The organism is Shewanella sp. HL-SH8, from assembly GCF_051165765.1.
Classification (GTDB): Bacteria; Pseudomonadota; Gammaproteobacteria; order Enterobacterales; family Shewanellaceae; genus Shewanella; species Shewanella glacialimarina.
In genome coordinates, this window is record NZ_CP195039.1 from 88,614 (window position 1) to 107,531 (window position 18,918).

The 18,918-nt window shown below is 40.2% G+C and carries 14 protein-coding genes and 1 pseudogene; 9 read left to right on the top strand and 6 right to left on the bottom strand.

Annotated features, from left to right (window positions below):
- The first annotated feature begins 202 nt into the window (after positions 1 to 202).
- Positions 203 to 3,223, top strand: coding sequence for a bacteriohemerythrin (locus ACRWQN_RS00385; RefSeq protein WP_434939395.1), 3,021 nt, complete (start codon positions 203 to 205; stop codon positions 3,221 to 3,223).
- A gap of 53 nt (positions 3,224 to 3,276) precedes the next feature.
- Here ACRWQN_RS00385 and ACRWQN_RS00390 read toward each other — a convergent pair whose 3' ends face one another.
- Both ACRWQN_RS00390 and greB (ACRWQN_RS00395) read right to left on the bottom strand, forming a co-directional pair.
- A complete protein-coding gene (locus ACRWQN_RS00390) occupies positions 3,277 to 3,849 on the bottom strand; it encodes a cytochrome b/b6 domain-containing protein (RefSeq protein WP_434930947.1) in 573 nt (190 codons plus the stop codon).
- Between the two features lie 414 nt (positions 3,850 to 4,263).
- A pseudogene (gene greB, locus ACRWQN_RS00395) lies at positions 4,264 to 4,602 on the bottom strand (transcription elongation factor GreB); the annotation flags it as partial.
- 137 nt (positions 4,603 to 4,739) lie between these two features.
- Here greB (ACRWQN_RS00395) and gmtY point away from each other — a divergent pair.
- From gmtY to greB (ACRWQN_RS00415), 4 genes are read left to right on the top strand one after another with little or no spacing between them, the layout of a single operon-like run.
- The gene (gmtY, locus tag ACRWQN_RS00400) at positions 4,740 to 6,041 is read left to right on the top strand and encodes a gamma-mobile-trio recombinase GmtY (RefSeq protein ID WP_434939396.1); all 1,302 of its coding nucleotides are present in this window, start codon (positions 4,740 to 4,742) and stop codon (positions 6,039 to 6,041) included.
- Entirely contained in the window at positions 6,038 to 9,826 is a 3,789-nt protein-coding gene (gene gmtZ / locus ACRWQN_RS00405) for a gamma-mobile-trio integrase GmtZ (RefSeq protein WP_434939398.1), read from the top strand. The genes gmtY and gmtZ overlap by 4 nt, the downstream gene beginning before the upstream one ends.
- 1 nt (position 9,827) lies before the next feature.
- Positions 9,828 to 10,448 carry a gamma-mobile-trio protein GmtX gene (gene gmtX, locus ACRWQN_RS00410; protein WP_434939399.1) on the top strand — a complete coding sequence of 207 codons (621 nt, stop codon included), beginning with the start codon at positions 9,828 to 9,830 and terminating at the stop codon, positions 10,446 to 10,448.
- 20 nt (positions 10,449 to 10,468) lie between these two features.
- Positions 10,469 to 10,951 (top strand): transcription elongation factor GreB, encoded by a 483-nt coding sequence (greB, locus tag ACRWQN_RS00415; RefSeq protein ID WP_434939400.1) that lies wholly within the window; start codon positions 10,469 to 10,471, stop codon positions 10,949 to 10,951.
- Positions 10,952 to 11,370: 419 nt separating this feature from the next.
- Here greB (ACRWQN_RS00415) and ACRWQN_RS00420 read toward each other — a convergent pair whose 3' ends face one another.
- Entirely contained in the window at positions 11,371 to 11,688 is a 318-nt protein-coding gene (locus ACRWQN_RS00420) for a hypothetical protein (RefSeq protein ID WP_434939401.1), read from the bottom strand.
- A gap of 1,120 nt (positions 11,689 to 12,808) precedes the next feature.
- On the opposite strand from ACRWQN_RS00420, the gene ACRWQN_RS00425 reads away from it, so the two are divergent.
- Positions 12,809 to 13,537 carry a hypothetical protein gene (locus ACRWQN_RS00425; protein WP_434939402.1) on the top strand — a complete coding sequence of 243 codons (729 nt, stop codon included), beginning with the start codon at positions 12,809 to 12,811 and terminating at the stop codon, positions 13,535 to 13,537.
- 48 nt (positions 13,538 to 13,585) lie between these two features.
- Entirely contained in the window at positions 13,586 to 14,050 is a 465-nt protein-coding gene (locus ACRWQN_RS00430; RefSeq protein ID WP_434939404.1) for an Imm26 family immunity protein, read from the top strand.
- A gap of 534 nt (positions 14,051 to 14,584) precedes the next feature.
- Here ACRWQN_RS00430 and ACRWQN_RS00435 read toward each other — a convergent pair.
- The gene (locus ACRWQN_RS00435) at positions 14,585 to 14,950 is read right to left on the bottom strand and encodes a hypothetical protein (RefSeq protein WP_434939406.1); all 366 of its coding nucleotides are present in this window, start codon (positions 14,948 to 14,950) and stop codon (positions 14,585 to 14,587) included.
- Positions 14,951 to 15,025: 75 nt separating this feature from the next.
- Positions 15,026 to 15,232, bottom strand: coding sequence for a helix-turn-helix domain-containing protein (locus tag ACRWQN_RS00440; protein WP_434939407.1), 207 nt, complete (start codon positions 15,230 to 15,232; stop codon positions 15,026 to 15,028).
- 132 nt (positions 15,233 to 15,364) lie between these two features.
- On the opposite strand from ACRWQN_RS00440, the gene ACRWQN_RS00445 reads away from it, so the two are divergent.
- Together ACRWQN_RS00445 and ACRWQN_RS00450 are read left to right on the top strand one after the other, a co-directional pair.
- A complete protein-coding gene (locus ACRWQN_RS00445) occupies positions 15,365 to 15,904 on the top strand; it encodes a response regulator (RefSeq protein WP_434939409.1) in 540 nt (179 codons plus the stop codon).
- Between the two features lie 5 nt (positions 15,905 to 15,909).
- Positions 15,910 to 17,319 carry a DEAD/DEAH box helicase gene (locus ACRWQN_RS00450; protein ID WP_434939410.1) on the top strand — a complete coding sequence of 470 codons (1,410 nt, stop codon included), beginning with the start codon at positions 15,910 to 15,912 and terminating at the stop codon, positions 17,317 to 17,319.
- Positions 17,320 to 17,508: 189 nt separating this feature from the next.
- Here ACRWQN_RS00450 and ACRWQN_RS00455 read toward each other — a convergent pair whose 3' ends face one another.
- The gene (locus tag ACRWQN_RS00455) at positions 17,509 to 18,621 is read right to left on the bottom strand and encodes a hypothetical protein (RefSeq protein ID WP_434939412.1); all 1,113 of its coding nucleotides are present in this window, start codon (positions 18,619 to 18,621) and stop codon (positions 17,509 to 17,511) included.
- Positions 18,622 to 18,918 lie beyond the last annotated feature (297 nt).

Sequence of the window (18,918 nt, forward strand, 5' to 3'; positions counted from 1 at the left end):
GCAGATGTTTATAGGCTTAAATTTTAAAATTGCCTCACCATACCACAAACCGCATAAAATTAGATATTGAACATGATTTTTACTTTACGAAACCGTAGAAATTGATCACAACAATTGTCATGAAAATTAAAATTCACCCACAAGTGTAAAATGGACAACTATACTAATTACATGGACAACCCAGAATGTACGTTGGTGTATAGTGACTGAATCGATAGATATATTTCCATGGAATGATAATTTTTGCACAGGATTAGCAAAAATCGATGAGCAGCATAAAAAATTAGTCATCATTTTAAATCGCCTTGCAAACCAAGCGGTATTTGGCACTTCACTTATTGATATGAATGCCGCATTTGAAGAGCTAATTAATTACACTGTTTACCACTTTAAAACTGAAGAAGATATCTGGCATCAATACTTGCCCAACCATCAACTTAGTACAAACCACAAATTAGGCCATGATGATTTTGTTCAGCAGGTCATTACCCTGCAAACTCAACTCACTACAACGCCATCTGATGCTTTACTCGAGCAAATGATATCTTTTCTCACCCAATGGTTAGCATCCCATATTTTAGAAAGTGACCGCTACATGGCAATCCTAGTCATGATGCTGCAACAGGGAGTACCTTTAAAAGAGGCTAAAGTCCATTCACAACAGCAAATGCAGGGGTCAACTCGACGCCTTATCAATGTCATTTTGTCCAGCTATGCTAATTTATCAACTAACACCTTGCACCTGATGCGTAAAACAAGACTGAACCATGACATTCAGCAACAGTTGGTTAATAGCGAAAAACGCTTTGAAGAAGCAATGTACTATGCTCAGGTTGGCTACTGGGATTTAGTCGATTTACAATCACCGTTGCATTGGTCTGATCAAATGTATAGCTTATTTGGGTTATCAAAAGATCAACAACCTTGTTTAGCAATGCTTTGTCAGTTGATCCCCGTTAAATATCATCACACTTTAATTGAGTCGATAACGTCCTGTTATAACACGGGCATCGAACATCACATTCAATACCCTATTACTCGCCCCTGTGATGGAACAACTCGATGGATAGAATGCCGTGGTAAACGTATCGCAAGTCCTGATGGTAAATCACATACAATATCGGGGTTTTCCCAAGACATTACCGCATTTAAACTCGCAGAGATAAAGCTGATCGCGCAGCAGCAACAATTGCAATTCATTAACGACAATTCGCCTTTTTATATTGCCAGATGTAACAAGCAGCAAGAGTTTATTTATGCCACACAATCTTATGCCGCCTTGTTTGGCCTAAAACCTGACGACATTGTTGGTCAGCCGGTGAAAAGCATTTTTGGGGAAATAATTTACCAAGAAATTAGTCAACATATTGATAAGGTGCTGTCAGGTGTTTCTGTTACCTATGACTTATGCTTGTTTACACAGGAATTATTAGTTCAGTACGTCCCCGAGTTTGATGAACAGCAGCAAGTGGTCGGTTACATCACAGGTATATCTGATATTACTGAGCGTAAACAGTTGGAACAAAAACTTCGTTTAGCGGCCAAGGTATTCGAGTCGAATGAAGGGATCTTCATTACCGATACTAATCGAGCAATTTTACAAGTAAACAAGGCCTTTAGCACGATTACTGGCTATCCAGAAGAAGAGCTAATAGGCAAGCAACCTAACTTATTTAATACTGCGCTTTACGATGACAATTTTCATAATGAGATTTGGAATAAGGTGGTTGAAACCGATAATTGGGAGGGTGAGATATGGCATAACCATAAAAATGGCTCTACCTTTCCAGCTTATTTATTTATCGATGCTGTCCGCAATGAGAATCAATGTATTACAAATTACGTTATCACTATCAATGACATGACTATACGTAAAAATAATGAACAAAAAATTCAACAGTTAGCCTTTTACGACCCACTGACTGAGCTACCCAATCGGCGCCTATTACTAGATAGGCTAAGCAGAGTCATTATTTCCAATAAACGACTCCATAAAAATAATGCATTACTGTTTTTAGACATCGACCATTTTAAAATGCTTAATGACACCCACGGTCATGATGTAGGTGATCTATTGCTCACATTAATTGCTACCAGATTAAGTGACTGCATACGAAAAGAAGATACCCTGGCCAGAATAGGCGGTGATGAATTTGTCATTATATTAGAAGGGCTTGATGAAGAAGATATTATTGCGGCATCAAAAACAACCACTATTTGCACCACTATTTTGACCAGAATGAATGACGTATTTCAGCTCAACGACATTCACTATAATTGCACTACCAGCATTGGTGTGGTGTTGTTTAAGGATCACTTAACCACCACTTCAGAAGTGATGAAGCAAGCTGACATTGCCATGTACCAAGCTAAGCTAGCGGGTAGAAATACAGTGCGTTTTTTTGACCCCAAAATGCAAGAAGCAATTAGTAAGCGTGCAGCATTAGAAGCTGAACTGCACCAGGCGGTAACACAACACCAATTCAAACTTTTCTATCAACTACAAGTAAACCAAAATCAGCAACCTGTGGGTGTAGAAGCATTAATACGCTGGCAACATCCAACTAAAGGCATTGTTGGTCCCGTAGAATTTATTCCCTACGCCGAAGAATCTGGATTAATTTTACCAATAGGCCAATGGGTATTAGAAACCGCTTGTGCACAGCTAAAACAATGGCAACAACAATGTGATACTAAGCATTTAACCATTGCCGTGAATGTCAGTTCCAAGCAATTCCGTCAAAAAAACTTTGTCGATACTGTAATTAAAATGATTAACCATTACGACATTGATGTGACTAAACTAAAGATGGAATTAACCGAGTCACTATTACTCGATGATATCGACAATACCATCATTCAAATGAATGCCTTAGGCAGACTGGGGATCCTGTTTTCATTAGACGACTTCGGTACAGGTTACTCATCTTTACAGTATTTAAAGAAGCTACCCTTGTCACAATTAAAAATTGATAGGTCATTTGTTGATGACTTATTAACCGATCAAAGCGACCAATCAATTGTGAAAACCATCATCTCTATGGCTGACAGCTTAGGATTTTCAGTCATTGCAGAAGGGGTTGAAACCATCGAACAAAAACGCTACTTGCTCGATATAGGATGCTCTCATTTTCAAGGTTATCTGTTCAGTAAACCTATGCCCATTCGCGAAATTGAACAACTAATCAGTAATATACAGGAATGTGATTTAGTCTTGTCATAAATTCGCTTAGCCTAACCATTAAAGTAAACCGTTAGGCTAGGCTAATAATAAACTTAAGACTTACCCCCAATCATTTTCGATACTATGCCTTTGTCATGTCCTGCTTCAGCAAACACAATACCGGCTAAGTGAAGCACAATGAACGGGATGAAATACCACAAGGCTAATTTATGCACAGTTTCGGCTAATTCTTCAATCGACTCAGGGCCAAATTTAAGTAATAAACCCGTTATCATCGAAGCGCTCACCCCAAGATAAAATAACCAATAAACCCATGCTTGCATTTTTTGTTGCATGCTTGCCAACGGATTAAAGGGCGATAAATAATGCAAGCCACATTTTGCCATATAAATAAAGCGTGCCGATAAGAACACCCCAACGGCATACCCAAAGTAAATATGCCACTGGAACATTTCACCGCGGATCATCTTGGCAATACTCACCGCTTGCTTACTATCAATAGTCACTGAAATTTTGGCTAAGCCCTGCTGAATAATCGCCGCCATATGATTTTTTTCCATCCAACCCAAGCGCAAAAATATTGTCAGCAACATCACCAGCATAGCAAAAGCTAAGCCCCAATGGATTAATCGGTGAACTAGCGGAAACTCATGTGATGTTTTCATAATTAACCTCGAAGTAGTACAAGTAAGCCTAAACACTGATGATTAAATATCAGTGAGCGATAATATTTAACTATTGTGATAACCGAAACTTAAGTAACGCTTATGAAATTGGTATAAGTTCATTAAACCGTAAAATAGCATTGCGATATGAGACATGCGTAGCATATCGCCCAGTGTGACCATAATGATATTAAATGCGGCAGGTCTTGTTTATTAAGCATTACCAAGGAGAAAAGTTTTTATATCAATTAGATCCATACTGTTGTTTTTTAGATAAGTTGTAGTGCAATTGTGCCTGCGACAATAGGGGGAGACAAAAGCTAAAGCGGAAACTGCGACAGGGTGTCGCAGCCTAGAGTATGTTTATCAAATTTTGGGATAAGGGAACGAAAAAATAATATCTTTTAAATAAGCTTATTCGGCTTGCTGATAATATATCTTATTAATATACCAGCACTTATCACCATCAGGTGTGCTGACTATCGCTTCATCATTAACTTCTTTTTTTAACAAGGCGCGTGCCATAGGCGAATCTATTGAGATATAATTTTTGCGGCCAAAAATTTCATCATAACCGACCACCCGCAGTGTCAGTTGTTGGCCATCATCGTTTTCAATCTCTACCCAAGCACCAAAAAACACCTTGCCTTCTTGCTCAGGGGAATAGTCGACAACTTTAAGGTTTTCAATCGCTTTACGTAAATACCTTACTCGCCAATCAATTTCACGTAGCCGCTTTTTGTTGTACTGATATTAGTTCCCCTAACAACATCATACTAAATACATCATTATCTTCCCAATGAGATCATTTTCCTTACTAATCTTTATCACTTTGACAAAATAAGAATCCCCAACTATATATTTTATATTATTTATTTGTTGGTATAAAAATGCCTTCAATTCTAAAGCTCAATGTTGCATTTACCGCCTCTCATGCAACTACAGCGATACAACTTCCTGCCCTTTTCACTGAAAATGGCTTGCTCATTTCCCATTTAAGATTTCTTTGCTCAAAACGAAATAAATCCCAATCTTGGATTGAACGGAATACGTTTGCAATTCAGCTACTTTTGAAGTTCGTTGATGCACATCAAGATTCAGACATGTCTGCAACTGAGTTGCTCCAATCTTTCGTAGATGCCCTAAACTTTGGAACTTTAGACACCGAACAAACTGATGAATTAAACCTCTACTGGTTCCCTCGTAGAATTGCAGATGTGAATACTCTACTAAGCCATATTAACTTGTATTGCGACTACATTGATGGAATTTATGGGCACGAATTACCTAACCTAAATCCCCTTAGACGAGCAACTAAAGCAGAAGAAAGAATCCGATGGTGTGCCTACTACAAACGTCAATCAAACTGCTTTTTAAACCACTTAAATCATCCATCACCAAACAAATTTGCATTGAGTCGTAGAGTACAAGCACCAACCTCTCATATGCTTTCTATTGAATCCGTGTCCCGTTTTCCAGACGAGCACTTTGAACGATTTTTACAATACGGATTTACAAAACCTACAGGAGAATTCGATTTAGGCAGCATACTCATCGTGATGCTTATGCACTATGGTGGCCTAAGACTATCTGAATGCTTCCACATCTATACCCATGATATTGCGATTGATAATAAAACTGGTGCTACGATATTTTCAGTGTTTCATCCAAGCGACGGGGCCAGTCCATTACCTAATTTTACTAACCGTCGCGATTATTTAAATCTACAGTTTCATCTTAAGCCCCGAAATGAATATCCACGCTCACACAGACTTTTTTCGGGTTGGAAAGGATCACTGCTTACAGCTCGTAACCTTTCATTTAATGTCATGATATTTCCCTACACTAAAGCGGTCGAATTTACTGGCCTGCTAAGAGATTATCTATCTGCCAGAGTAAATGGCGATCATCCTTATCTTTTTACCAACAGCAAAGGGCTACCCGAATCCAAAAAAAACTTTATAAAAAAGTATCAAAAATCAATAGAACGTATTGGACTAGATTCGGATAAGCATCAGGGAACCAGCCCACACGCTCACAGGCATTCATATGGATACAGGCTCGCGACTTTTGGTTTTAATCAGTTAGAAATTCAAAAAGCAATGCACCATAAAAACCCAGAAAGTTGCTTGGTGTATATAAAACCTCAAGACGATGAAATTAGAGAAAAAGCTAGGGAGTTAGGCCTATGAATAAATGTTTTTATGCTTCTCTAGCCGCAGCTCAGCAGGCCACCCAAGCCCTTGGCATCACTTCACTGGCAAACTACAATCAGCGCTACCGCGAAGACCCACGCTTACCCAGCCGCCCTCATATAACCTATTCCGCCGACTGGCAATCTTGGCCCCAGTTTTTAGGGACAGCAGATAAGTTCTATCCCACTTTAGCCGCAGCTCAGCAGGCCACCCAAGCCCTTGGCATCACTTCACAGGCAAACTACAATCAGCGCTACCGCGAAGACCCACGCTTACCCAGCCGCCCTAATGCAACCTATTCCGCCGACTGGCAATCTTGGCCCCAGTTTTTAGGGACAGCAGATAAGTTCTATCCCACTTTAGCCGCAGCTCAGCAGGCCACCCAAGCCCTTGGCATCACTTCACAGCAAAACTACCGTCAGCGCTACCGTGAAGACCCACGCTTACCCAGCCGGCCTAATGCAACCTATTCCGCCGACTGGCAATCTTGGCCCCAGTTTTTAAGGACAGCAGATAAGTTCTATCCCACTTTAGCCGCAGCTCAGCAGGCCACCCAAGCCCTTGGCATCACTTCACAGGCAAACTACCAACAGCGCTACCGTGAAGACCCACGCTTACCCAGCTGGCCTAATGCAACCTATTCCGCCGACTGGCAATCTTGGTCCCAGTTTTTAGGGACAGCAGATAAGTTCTATCCCACTTTAGCCGCAGCTCAGCAGGCCACCCAAGCCCTTGGCATCACTTCACAGCAAAACTACAATCAGCGCTACCGTGAAGACCCACGCTTACCCAGCACCCCTAATGCAACCTATTACGCCGACTGGCAATCTTGGCCCCAGTTTTTAGGGACAGCAGATAAGTTCTATCCCACTTTAGCCGCAGCTCAGCAGGCCACCCAAGCCCTTGGCATCACTTCACAGGCAAACTACCAACAGCGCTACCGTGAAGACCCACGCTTACCCAGCTGCCCTAATGCAACCTATTCCGCCGACTGGCAATCTTGGACTGAATTGTTTCTGCCAAATAGGATAAATAAACTTAGTGAGCTAAAGAACGCATGCAAAGTGCTGGGAATCAGAGATACTCTTCAGTACCGCCAAATCCAAAAAGACTATGCGCAACTGCCCTCGAAACCTGATAAAAAATTCAAAGACTGGATTGATTGGTATGATTTACTAGATATTCCCAAACCATATGAGCTTCATGAGCTAAAAAAAATAGTTTTTTCCCATAAATGTACATCTCTGAAAGATTACAAAAAGTTACGTAGCAAACTGAACGACCGAAAAATGCCAGCATCTCCAATTGAGTATTATAAAGGTGATGGCTGGACCAATACTTTTGATTTCTTTGGTATCAAAAGACCGTATCAAGTAAGATATTTTGAACCAGAATGGAAGCAATGGGGTGATTTAATAACCGATTTTTTAAAAACCGCAAAAGGAGGGGACACTAAAGTTAAAGACCTTTGCGAGTTTGTCCGAGAATACATTGAGCCCAATATGTTTGAAACCTCTCCACTTGACTACCTCACTCGCGGCAAAACAAATATTCAACTCATGCTTGAATTATTTGAATTAGTACCTATCACTCGTAAGAAAAAATGGCTCTTTTCAATCAATGAATTTTTAGACTGGCTCATCGTAAAATTCTTAACTATAGAAGATGACGATACAGGTGAAGTATCACGTATAAAGGGTGCAAGAAATCCATTTTCTCACATTAATTTTGATGGAGAACAAATACCTGTTTCACTTAATGAAACCAACAAACTAGCATTGCCTTATCAATTTGTAAAAAGTGCTCGAGAATGGATATTTCCCCAGAAAAATTTTGAAAAGATTAGTTATTCAGAGCTTCTTCATCTACATAAATTTTCTGTCGATTGGATTCAAGTTGATGACTCCTTGGCAATTGATCCATCAGATCCGGACTGTGTAACCAAAACTGAGGGGGATAAAACGTATATTTGGCTTCCTATCTATTGGACCTATACCTATGCATTAATGCAATTACCAGCAAGAGGGAGGCAAATCGTCTATTGCGACTCAGGCGAAGCAGACCTTGAGATAGCCAACTTTCTGCAGGGAAAAGTATCTTGGGTCCCAAATAGAAACAAATTGGCAGGTTTAACCGATCGCCAAAGTATGATTAACAAAACTCAAGATGGAGATTTTGGCGTTTACTACACATCCAACAAAACTAGTTTCGATGGGAGAGGTTATACAATTCCATTTATGCCCATTGAGTTAGCGTATTGGCTAATCAAATTAAGAAAATGGCAGGAGAAATACAACCACATTGACAACCCTGCTGAGTGGCTAGATTGCACCAGAACAAATTTGAACGAACTCCAAAGGAAACAAAAGGGGCGCAACTGCTTCTTGTTTCGTGACTTTCAAGAAAATGAACCAGGTACATTTGCTGGGAGGTTGGCTTCTAGGCTTGCTGCTGCGTTATTTTTTTCTTCAGACGATCAACTCGTTTCTGCTTCCTACTCAGGGCAAACTCACCAAGAGTGCGCATTTCAACTCAAGCAACAGCAATCAATTGCTCTTACACCATTTAAATCAGCCTATACGCCACACGCAATGCGGGTTAGCTTGATTAATGCCTATGCTTATGAATTTGGCATGCCTATAGAAGTAATTATGAAGCTGGTCGGTCATTCTTCAATCATCATGTCAATTTACTATATTAAGAGTGACAAAACGGGAGCCAATATCAGAGAAAAAGTTACTCTTGGAGAAAAGCAGGCATTAAATAAAGCAGCAGATACATTAAGAAATTTTATTGAATCCCAACGAATTGAACAATGTAAGAGCCAACTCCTCGCTAACAACACTGAGTTTCTAGCAACCATCGATAATGCTAGACCTACATCGAGTTATCTTTTCAGAGACTTTGGCATATGTCCTGTTGGTGGGGGGTTTTGTAACGAAGGGGGAGCTGCCGTCGCGATGAAAGCCAATATTTATCATCCTGTTACTGCCGGCTATCTCGGGGAGCAAAACTGTATTCAGTGTAGGTTTTTTGTCACTGGCCCTGCATTTATGATGGGACTGGCTGCTGTATTTAACGAATTGTGTTTGGCGATTAATACACAATCTCGACGTTACAGTCGTTTAGAGAAAGAGCTCGACGATACTGTAACAAAGATAAACATACTCTCACATCAAATATATCAGCAGAAATCACAAAGTACTCAAACGTCTATTTTGGAAGGTGAAAAGCTTAAACTTCAATCTGAACGACGAAAACTGAACTCAGAAATTGAAGTCAAAGCCAAAAAAATGGATTTATACATGAGTGATATGAATGCCCTTCATAAACACTTAGTTAACTGTCAATCTATCATTAATCAAGACTCATCATCTGAAGATAAAAAACTACAACTCATTGTACCTAAAGACTTTTTAGTGAATGTTGAAATCAGTGAAGTTAGTGGATTTCAACAACTATCTGAAGTGTGTGAAAACGCAGAGCTTTACCACAGTTGCACAGATGAACAAGCTGTAACAAGAAGGAGTCAAGCTCTCGATAAGATGTTGGTGAAGAACGGTATTACCCCCCACTTTTTGCATTTAAACGAAGCAGAACAACTTGTAGTGGGTAACCAAATGACTCAATTGATGCTCTCAAGGCTAAAAAGCTGGGAAAAAATCGACAGGCTTATCGATGGGGATTTGGCTTTAAATGATTTTGAAGATGGTGAACGAATTTCTAAGAACGAATTGAAACAACTTTTTATGGGGGCAACCCCTCTTAAACTGGTCGATTAACATGACTGAAACATCTCCTGAAATCGTCTTGAAACAACTAAAATCTGAGGTTTCAGAGCGAACACAACACTCTCTGCAAGCTATATATCAAATTTGCATAGAGCAGCAACAAAGAGGCCTGAATGAATTTAGCTATGCGACAATTGCTCGGCTTGGTCAAGGGCGAGGAGTACCTGCTGCACAAAGCATTCGAAACAAAACAGGTAAAGTCTATCGTACTTTAATTTCAAGCTTTGCCAAGCAACCCCAAAACTCTCCAAAGAGTAACAAACCAAGCTATGGCAAAAGTTATGCTTGGATAGATGAACTTAAAGATCCAGTTGTAAAACTACAAGCAAGGATCTTGTACTCACAAAAAATTGCTGCAGAGCGGGCAGTCAATGAGATAGTTCCTATCAACCAAATAATAGAGATCTTTGATCGAAGTTCGTCTGATATTCTCACAAAAAGGCTAACAGGCCTTGAGCGAGAAGCGCTTGAGTATCTGTTGTCTGATGAATTTAGACGGCGGAATCAATTGGAGGTAGGGCAACATGGCAGTATAGTATCAGGCAATAATAACGAGCCCTTTTTACCCGTTGCAACGATAGATGCTATAAAAAAGGCTTTACAGTACCTCTAGATAAATCTGTAGGAATAACCTTGAAAACTAACTTGATCACCCGCGAGGGCTTCGACAAGCTAAATAAAGAACTTAACTACTTATGGCGTGAGTACAGACCCGAAATTACCAAAAAAGTAGCGTGGGCAGCCAGCCTTGGTGACCGCTCAGAGAATGCTGACTATAAGGAGAACAAGAGGTTACTTCGACAAATTGATTCCCGAGTGAGGTTCCTTAGAAAGCGCATTGAAGCAATTAAAATTGTTGAATATTCTCCAGAGCAGGAGGGCAAAGTATTCTTTGGTGCTTGGGTTGAGATTGAAAATGACAATGGTGAAAAGAAAAGTTTTAAAATAGTTGGCCCAGATGAAATATATGGTGATGCGAAAGGTTATATTTCAATTGATTCACCCATGGCAAGGGCATTATTGAAGAAAGAAGTGGACGATGACGCAGTTGTTTCTACTCCTAACGGGCCTCAAGATTGGTATATCAATAAAATATCTTACCAAAAGCCACTATGAATAATTATTTGTGCAGCCTATTACTATTGTACATCATCGGTATATAGTCAGTTAGCCGTTCTAGCTCTACAGATCCAACGCAGGGCGGAATCGCACTTTGTTAAGGAATATGATCTGTCCCCTCCCTTAATATCGGTAAATCCTTAACTATGTAACCATTTTGAGCTTCACTTTTGGTTGAGAAAAGTGGCTTTTTTACTGGTTGTTTAGAATTTTTTGCTGAAACACGCCTTAGTGGAGGCCTGAGCCGTATGCAGTGAAAGTTGCACGTATGGTTCTTAGGAGGGCTGCACTTGGTAACAGGTGCCGCCTATCTGACCATTGTGAGTGACAAACGATCCAAAGACATTCAGAATGAGGGCGTAAAGCATCGTAAATATAAGAGCTTATGGTTGAGCATAATGACAATTATGCAAGCACTACAGGTCATCAACGTCGATTTCAGCTTGGTTTAATCTTGATTTGATCAACTCGACTTGCCTTTTCTTATCTTCTACCTCTGATTTAGCAAACCGCTCGTTAAATTCAGTAAATTCGGGCGCTGTATCCTCATAACGCTGAATGGGAGGCCACAACACATCGAGCAAAATCGTATAGCTGTCTTTGTAGTCGTCAGTCAGTTCGTCAGCTATAGCAAGTGCATGGGCGTACTCTTTGGGAGTAACAATCCCCTCACGACCAAACGGTAAAGCATTCTGTAATTCCTTAGCAAGAAACTTAATTTTTTTAATATCCACTGTGCAAACCTCTTGAACTGCGGGTTAAGTTGAAGCCAAACCAAAGGAGTCATTTGGTAATTCTTTGTTATTATCAAACATTATCATTGATCTTCTATGTTCTTTGAGAGCAAAAATGGCTGTTTTAAAACACTTTTCACATAAGTCGAGGTGATAAATATTACCATCCTCCTGAGAGCTATGTCCAAATCAAGCATTCAGCTCAACGAACTCAGCGTATCTATTTCCATACACTTCAATCATAACGGTTTCCTCCCAAACATCACAAATTCTATTAACTCGGTTAGCCTCAAAGTTTGTTGTCCTTCGAATGAAGGTTTGGTCTTTTTTTAAATCAACGTCGTGGTGCTTCGCCCACACCAGACCAAAGGGGTAAAACTCTTGCGCCCATGCTGAAAGCGCATAATTATCGATGGGGTTAGATCAAGCTTTAGACCGAGTTTGTGCCCGCTTCGGTCATTGTCAAAAAGCCCTAACGCTTCCAATGTGCCGTCCATGACCCAACGAAAGCTAACTTGGCATCCATGCTAAGCTCACAACCTTTTCTCGATGACCTCAATTCAAATTGAGTCTTTTAGATTTCAGATTTTCAAGCTTAAAATTGTTAAATTATAACAAATATGTCAAATCGAAGAGATGAAAATATCGGGTGTAGATGAGTCAGCGAGGACCCAAAACATAAATGTTTTGGTTAAGCCCACATATATCTGCTTGCGGCGTCTCGCTGGATTATCTGCACATAAGCCTGCGGCAGGCAATGGGTCAGATTGAAGCTATGGTCTTCCATAACTGGACAAAGATAAATGAATTAAAAAGTGGGTGCCGGTAACACATTTATGCCCCATTCCTCGTTAGAACTGATATTTCAAGTTCGCAATAGTGAGTACATTTGACCTACATTTTCTCATGCAGAATTCATATATCTCAGCTGCAAGACTTGGATGTCACCAACAAAAACCGCCGCGGCTTCACCGACCATGAGCATCTGAACGAGCAGCAGCTCATTCACATGAACGGTCGGGTGTAAGATTACAACCTCGGCCGGTTTATGAGTGTGGATCCGTTAATTCAGAGCCCGACCTCGACCTCGACCCAGAGTGTGAATCCGTACTCATACATCATGAACAACCCGCTAGCGGGGACAGATCCGACAGGGTATGCGGCAGATTACCTTGCCGGAGTAGGCTTTGGCTTCGGTTCAAATTTGACTTATGACCAAGTTAACTTGCTAAATCATGCGGAAAGTTGTTCATTTTGTTCAGGAGAGTTTGCTGCAGGAGTAAATTTTTCCAGCGATTTTAAAGCCTCATATAAAGTAACAGGGTCTTTATTAGCAAGTGCTTTCTTCATCGCCAAATCAGCATTACCGAGCAGTGGTGCAAATAGTTGTAGTATTAAGACTGAAACTGTCCAGACAGCGGATATTGGTGCAAGTGGGAGCAAGAAAACAGGTGTTATTTATGAGAGGACCAATCCAGAAACAGGTGAGTGCTATATTGGACAATGTAAGTCCCCTGAGCGTTTTGAAGAGCGTAAGAAGGAGCATGACAAAAAGCTAGGGGTTAAGCACGATTATCAAATTGTGGACCAAGCTGAACCAGGCGATAAATTGGATGTTGCAGAACATAACAAAATACAGGAAAAAACGGCAGGCATGAGAGCTAAAGATTCTGATACAGTACAAAATAAAAAAGACCCTGTTGGCCCTGCACGTAGAGGTAAATTAGGTCTTGCAGAGCCGAAAAGTTCTGGTGAGGGAAAAGGGAATCGTTTTGGTTCTACAAAGGTTACTGGCACCGTAAGGGTTTCGGGAAGATTAGATAGCTTGGAATTAAAGAAGCTGGATTAGTAAAATTAGATTGATGATGAGGTTAGCTGCAATGCCTAAGAAAAAAAAGTGAGCATAAATGTTGGTGATGTCTTTATTATTCCGCTTGAAGACAGCGTCAGTTATGGTGTTGGTGTAGTTATAGAAGTCACGCCAAAAGCATTAAATAGCGTGTTATGTGGTTTTTATGATTTAAAAATTGTGAGTGAAAATGAATTAAATATAGAGGATTTAAATGAAAAGAACTTAATTGCAGTTCAATTCGTTACACCTGATTTATTAAAGGAAGGGCATTGGGGAATTATTGAAAACATGACGCCAGTTGAGCCTAATGATTACTTAAACCTCAATGAATTGAAGTCAAATGGTTATGTCGGGGCAAAAATTAGAGGCTCTTGTAATATAAGGAAATTCATGAGTGCTTACTTAGGTGTCTACCATTGGAACTGCTTTTTTAAAGATGATTACTTAGATGATTTTCTCTTATATCCAGAGCATAAACCTGAGCGAATCTACTTTATTGAAAGATGCTAAATCTAACAATAAATCAGCGAATAGATTGATAACAAGGCCCGCATTTTCGGGCATTGATATCAAATGTACGTGCAGTCATAAATCATCTCTTTTTGGTTTATTCTAAAGAAATGACACAGAAATTTGAACACTACCCTCTGACCGCTTTGCGCATCCAACTCCTGGCCATTGACGAACCAATGACAATTGTCTTTATGCCGTGAGCCCGCCACATAAGACGCAGCTTTGTCCATAGAGATGGTATTTTGTGGTCCATTCTCAGTGGAAGCCTGGTCCAAGCAATTCGGAGTGCTGGTCCTTGAGTTGCGGAGCAGTGGTCCATTATGGGCGGAATATGCACTTACAAATACTAATCCGAAACTCATCAATTAAAGCTAAAAATCTAACAAGCTTTTGTCCAAAAGTGAGCTAACTTTTGTTCTGATTTAGCTTTTGCCAAAAATGAGTCTGGAAATAACAAACTTTAATATAAACGCACAATAATTCGAAATCGCCACTGAAAGCGGTAATTAAAAATCACTTAATACTAGGTTTTCAATCAATGCTTCGACTAATAAGCTTAGAAAGAAAGCCTACTATTCCTTGTTCCCTGTTGCTGGTACATCCATGAGTCAAGTAGTTACGAATGCCAAAGAAAGCACCAATCAGAGCACAGGCAACACCTATCCACTCAAACCAGTGAATACGACGTAAAAACAGTGACTCAAATACTTGAGTTACCATACTACCGTTGGTTTCGGCTATTTTGGATTCTAGATATGCTGGAATACCAAAATAAAAAAGTACAAAAAGTACGGCACCAAAACCTATTGCTCCCCACCATGGCAGGCGAGCTGAAATATATACAGAATCTCTAATTATCTGTGCTCCACTCGAACCACTTCGATATCTTCTTCCCATCACTTATCCTTAGCGTAGGACACTTCCCTATCAACTATCTCAAATATACTAATACTCTCAAATAAATACCTTGATTTAAGGTAAAAGCTCCCTTATGTCACAGTCCAAAACCTCAGCTAATTGATACGCTTTTTCGAGGGTGATGTTAACTTCTCCACGCTCGATTCGTCCTGCATAACTGCGGTCAATCTCTGCTAATAATGCCAATTTATCCTGAGAAATGCCGAGTGCTTTGCGCTTACCACGCAATTTCGCACCAAATTGGATAGCTAAGTCTTTCATTTTTCGTCTCGTCAAAGAGAAAGACTATCCAAAGTTGCGGCTTATAAAGCCACGGATTATAATCCGTAATTATTAATATGAAGTTCTTCTGGCTCTGTGAGCTAGAGAAAAAGAGCCTCTTACGAGAAAGTAATGTCAAAACCATCCATCAAAATTAACGCCCAACTAAACTCAATTCTCCAGGATGAGAACTTTGACGACTTCAATGTGACACAGTTGCGTGACGCATACCTGGCCATGTCTTCAACGGTCGAAAATCCCATTGAGGCTCGCAAGTATGTTTACAAACAAATCCTTAAACTGGTTAAGAAAGATTTACTGCTGAAAAAAGGGACTAAAAACTCTAAAAGGCTTGTGTACCAGAAATCTGAACTGTTTTTTAACGCTAATTTCATCGAGCAAAGTAAAACCACTGCCACTGTGAACCAAGCCAAATCAGCCGCAACAATCACTAATGATGCAATTCAGCAACTTGAAGAACGGTTGAAAGAATCTGAAGTTGATTTACTCACTAGCATTGGTGAGTCAGAAGAGTATATGCGGTTGTATCAATCCTTCCCAGATATGAAGATGCACCTCGAATCACAATACTTACAAGCCCGTGAAAATAGCTCGAAACTACTCGGGCAAATCAAAGCGATTAAATCTGTTCTCGCTCATCAACAAAAGTAACCTCAATGCATCTAAGACAATGGCAATCAGAGTGCGTCAACCGCGCTCTAGAGCACTTTAATGATCAACACAGGCATTTTATTTGCTTAGCAACTCCTGGCGCTGGTAAGACGATTATGGCAGCGGAAGTCGCTGCTAAATTATTTGAACAAGACCTTATCGATTTTGTACTTTGCTTTTCACCTTCGATAAATATATCGCAGGGTATTAAGCATACTTTCTCGAAACGGCTGGAATGCCGTTTCGATGGCGTCATAGGTGCCATTGGTTGCTCTTATACGTATCAAAGCATGCTATCTTTCAAAGAGGATTTTTGGCAATTGTTAAAACAAAATCGAGTACTGGTGGTATTTGACGAGATCCATCATTGCTCGGGAGGTTCTCTTGACGATGCAAATGCTTGGGGAGAAGAAATCTTACTGAATATTCAAAACCAAGCAGAATACACTTTAGCGCTAACCGGCACTCCATGGCGCTCTGATCAAGCACCTATAGCTCTATCTCGCTATACCGCCCCTGATAATCAAATACAGTGTGATTACATTTATGGCTTAAAAGAAGCTGTAACTGACGGTGTATGCCGAAACCCAAAGATTGTCTTAATTGATAATGACGAAATCTCGGTTACTGACGAAGATAATGAAACTAAAACGTTTAATAGCCTAGGTGATCTATTCAAAGGCTCTTCAGTCACACACCAATCGATCATCAAAAATGATGTAGCCATTCGACACGCCTTAACGCTGGCGACTAACAAGCTCGACAACATTAGAATCCACAACCCTAACGCTGCAGGACTTGTCGTTGCATCATCGATAGATCATGCTGCGTACATTCTAAATATGTTAAGAAATGAATACGCACAAACCGTCGAAATAGTTACCTACAAAGAAGAAAATCCATCATTCAAAATCCACGAATTCAGAAATAGCACAACGAACTGGATAGTCAGTGTAGGGATGATAAGCGAAGGCACAGATATTCCACGTTTACAGGTCTGTTGTCACCTTAGCAGGGTTAAGACTGAACTGTATTTTAGGCAAGTACTAGGTAGAATTTTAAGAGTAAATAAAGCTACAAATCAAGATGCTTGGTTATATACTTTCGCAGCACCAAAGCTTGTCGAGTTTGCAAATCGTATCGCCGAAGAAATACCTGATGTGCCAGTTGTATTCAGGGAATCTGAAACTTTTATGGCCTCTGTTAAGCAGGGAGGAAGGGAAATAATACTCGCTAGTTCCCCATTTCAAAGTGAGTGTAAAGTTAGGTTGAGCACACCAACCACAAATGAATCACACCGATCAATTTTAGCACAACTTAACAATCAAGACCTCACTTGGGAGAAATCGCCATCTTTTGAGATTTTAGGTAGTTTTAGAGAAAAGGTGGTGTCTACTTTTAACTCACCTTTTTAATTTATAAATCTTATTAGTGGTGACACCACTTTTAACCAAGACCTTGGGTTTTAGTCAATCCAATCGCGATTTTTTTTAGCAATGCAAATTTGGGATGGCGAGTTTTATGAGTACGATTTTTAAGTGCCTTCAAGCCCAATAATTAGTACTTGTGGAACCTCGCATCTCGCTTTATTTAGTTTACATAGATCAACAAGCAAGTGTGAACTCATCACCCTCTAAGTAATAAAGACGATATTGGATGTTGAACTTGGTCTGTAGTCGTTCTATATACTCAATGTCGGCCTGTTCTGGGGTCCCATCGACCACAATCCATAACTCTGAAAAATCTTTGTTGTAGTTATAAAATCCATATTCCAGTAGTTGCCCAGTAGCTTTTCGAATACATGATTTGACTGAATACTTGTAGTTACAGACAGATTTTAGCTCTGCAAGCACTGGTTTACCCTTTAGTCTGAATGTGAAATCGGCTCTCTCTCTTGAGCTCGTTTCTATCTTATTCTCACCGCCGACTTCACTAACTGCCAAGTGGCCATTTTTAAGCCAGCGTTCAAACTTCCGGCCCAACAGTTCTTCATGCCATTGAATCAAGCGTTGAGTCGCTTGCATTGCAAAGCTGGAAACTTGTAGCTGGTCATTAAAGTCAACCCAGTTAGTGGGAGCTGTTTTCCAAAACCCAAGCTTAGCTTGATTAAAGTTATAGATATTAACCTTTAATAAAAAACGCTCAACGTGTTCTAAATGTACTGGTTCCTCGATTTTGAATTTCATTCTATACGTTTTAGACACTTCGCCAGATGAGTTGCCTCCTCGATGACCTTGATACTGTGTCGCCCCATGAGCTTTTACCCAACTCTTCGGGCCGGATATATATACGGTTAAGTGACGTTGAGCAAGGTGGACTCTTAGTATCGAACCATCCTTTTTTTCGTTGAATAAAAACCTAGGGCCTTTGCTGTGATCATGTGGTCGGCAGAACCCTCTCTTGAGGTTATATACAGAACACAGATAAGAAAGAACTCCCGCTGTAAACGGCCTCATGTGAGGGTTTTTATCGAACCATTCAGCATTTTTAGGTAGTGAATCGAAATCAAATATAGCCAGGTTCTCTTCTATCTTGTCGGCTGAATCGGGTGATTTATCCTTTGTCTTGTCGACGGACTCTGGTGGTTGGTCATCTATTTTATCTGTCATTTTTACATTCCATTGTCTTATATGTGGCCTTAATGCTACTTCATCGTAAGAGGTATTAGAAAGACGAAAGTCACCCTTAGCCGGAGAACATAAATCTAGAGCTTCCATTCTCTCTCCTACTAAATGCAAATATTTATAAAAAATAATAAATCGTAATAAACAAAGGTGCTTTAAGCTTTTTTGCTGATGTTAAAATAAAAGCCTACAACAGCGGAAACATCCCGATCTTCACCGCTTACATACCACACTTATACCCCTCTCTTAAAATCAGATGAATCAGGACTACCTAGAGAGTCCTATTTCAGCTTTATTCAGATCATAGCCTGTAGTGGCATAGCAATTTCGATGGCTTAAATGGTTTACCTTCAAACTTTCGCTTTAGCAATAACGCATTAGCGGACATTA

Coding starts and splice junctions, on each gene's coding strand:
- ACRWQN_RS00450 (WP_434939410.1), top strand. CDS start 15,910: ATGCATCTAAGACAATGGCAATCAGAGTGCGTCAACCGCGCTCTAGAG.
- ACRWQN_RS00440 (WP_434939407.1), bottom strand. CDS start 15,232: ATGAAAGACTTAGCTATCCAATTTGGTGCGAAATTGCGTGGTAAGCGC.
- gmtX (WP_434939399.1), top strand. CDS start 9,828: ATGACTGAAACATCTCCTGAAATCGTCTTGAAACAACTAAAATCTGAG.
- ACRWQN_RS00455 (WP_434939412.1), bottom strand. CDS start 18,621: ATGGAAGCTCTAGATTTATGTTCTCCGGCTAAGGGTGACTTTCGTCTT.
- gmtZ (WP_434939398.1), top strand. CDS start 6,038: ATGAATAAATGTTTTTATGCTTCTCTAGCCGCAGCTCAGCAGGCCACC.
- ACRWQN_RS00435 (WP_434939406.1), bottom strand. CDS start 14,950: ATGGGAAGAAGATATCGAAGTGGTTCGAGTGGAGCACAGATAATTAGA.
- gmtY (WP_434939396.1), top strand. CDS start 4,740: ATGCCTTCAATTCTAAAGCTCAATGTTGCATTTACCGCCTCTCATGCA.
- ACRWQN_RS00390 (WP_434930947.1), bottom strand. CDS start 3,849: ATGAAAACATCACATGAGTTTCCGCTAGTTCACCGATTAATCCATTGG.
- ACRWQN_RS00425 (WP_434939402.1), top strand. CDS start 12,809: ATGAACAACCCGCTAGCGGGGACAGATCCGACAGGGTATGCGGCAGAT.
- ACRWQN_RS00445 (WP_434939409.1), top strand. CDS start 15,365: ATGTCAAAACCATCCATCAAAATTAACGCCCAACTAAACTCAATTCTC.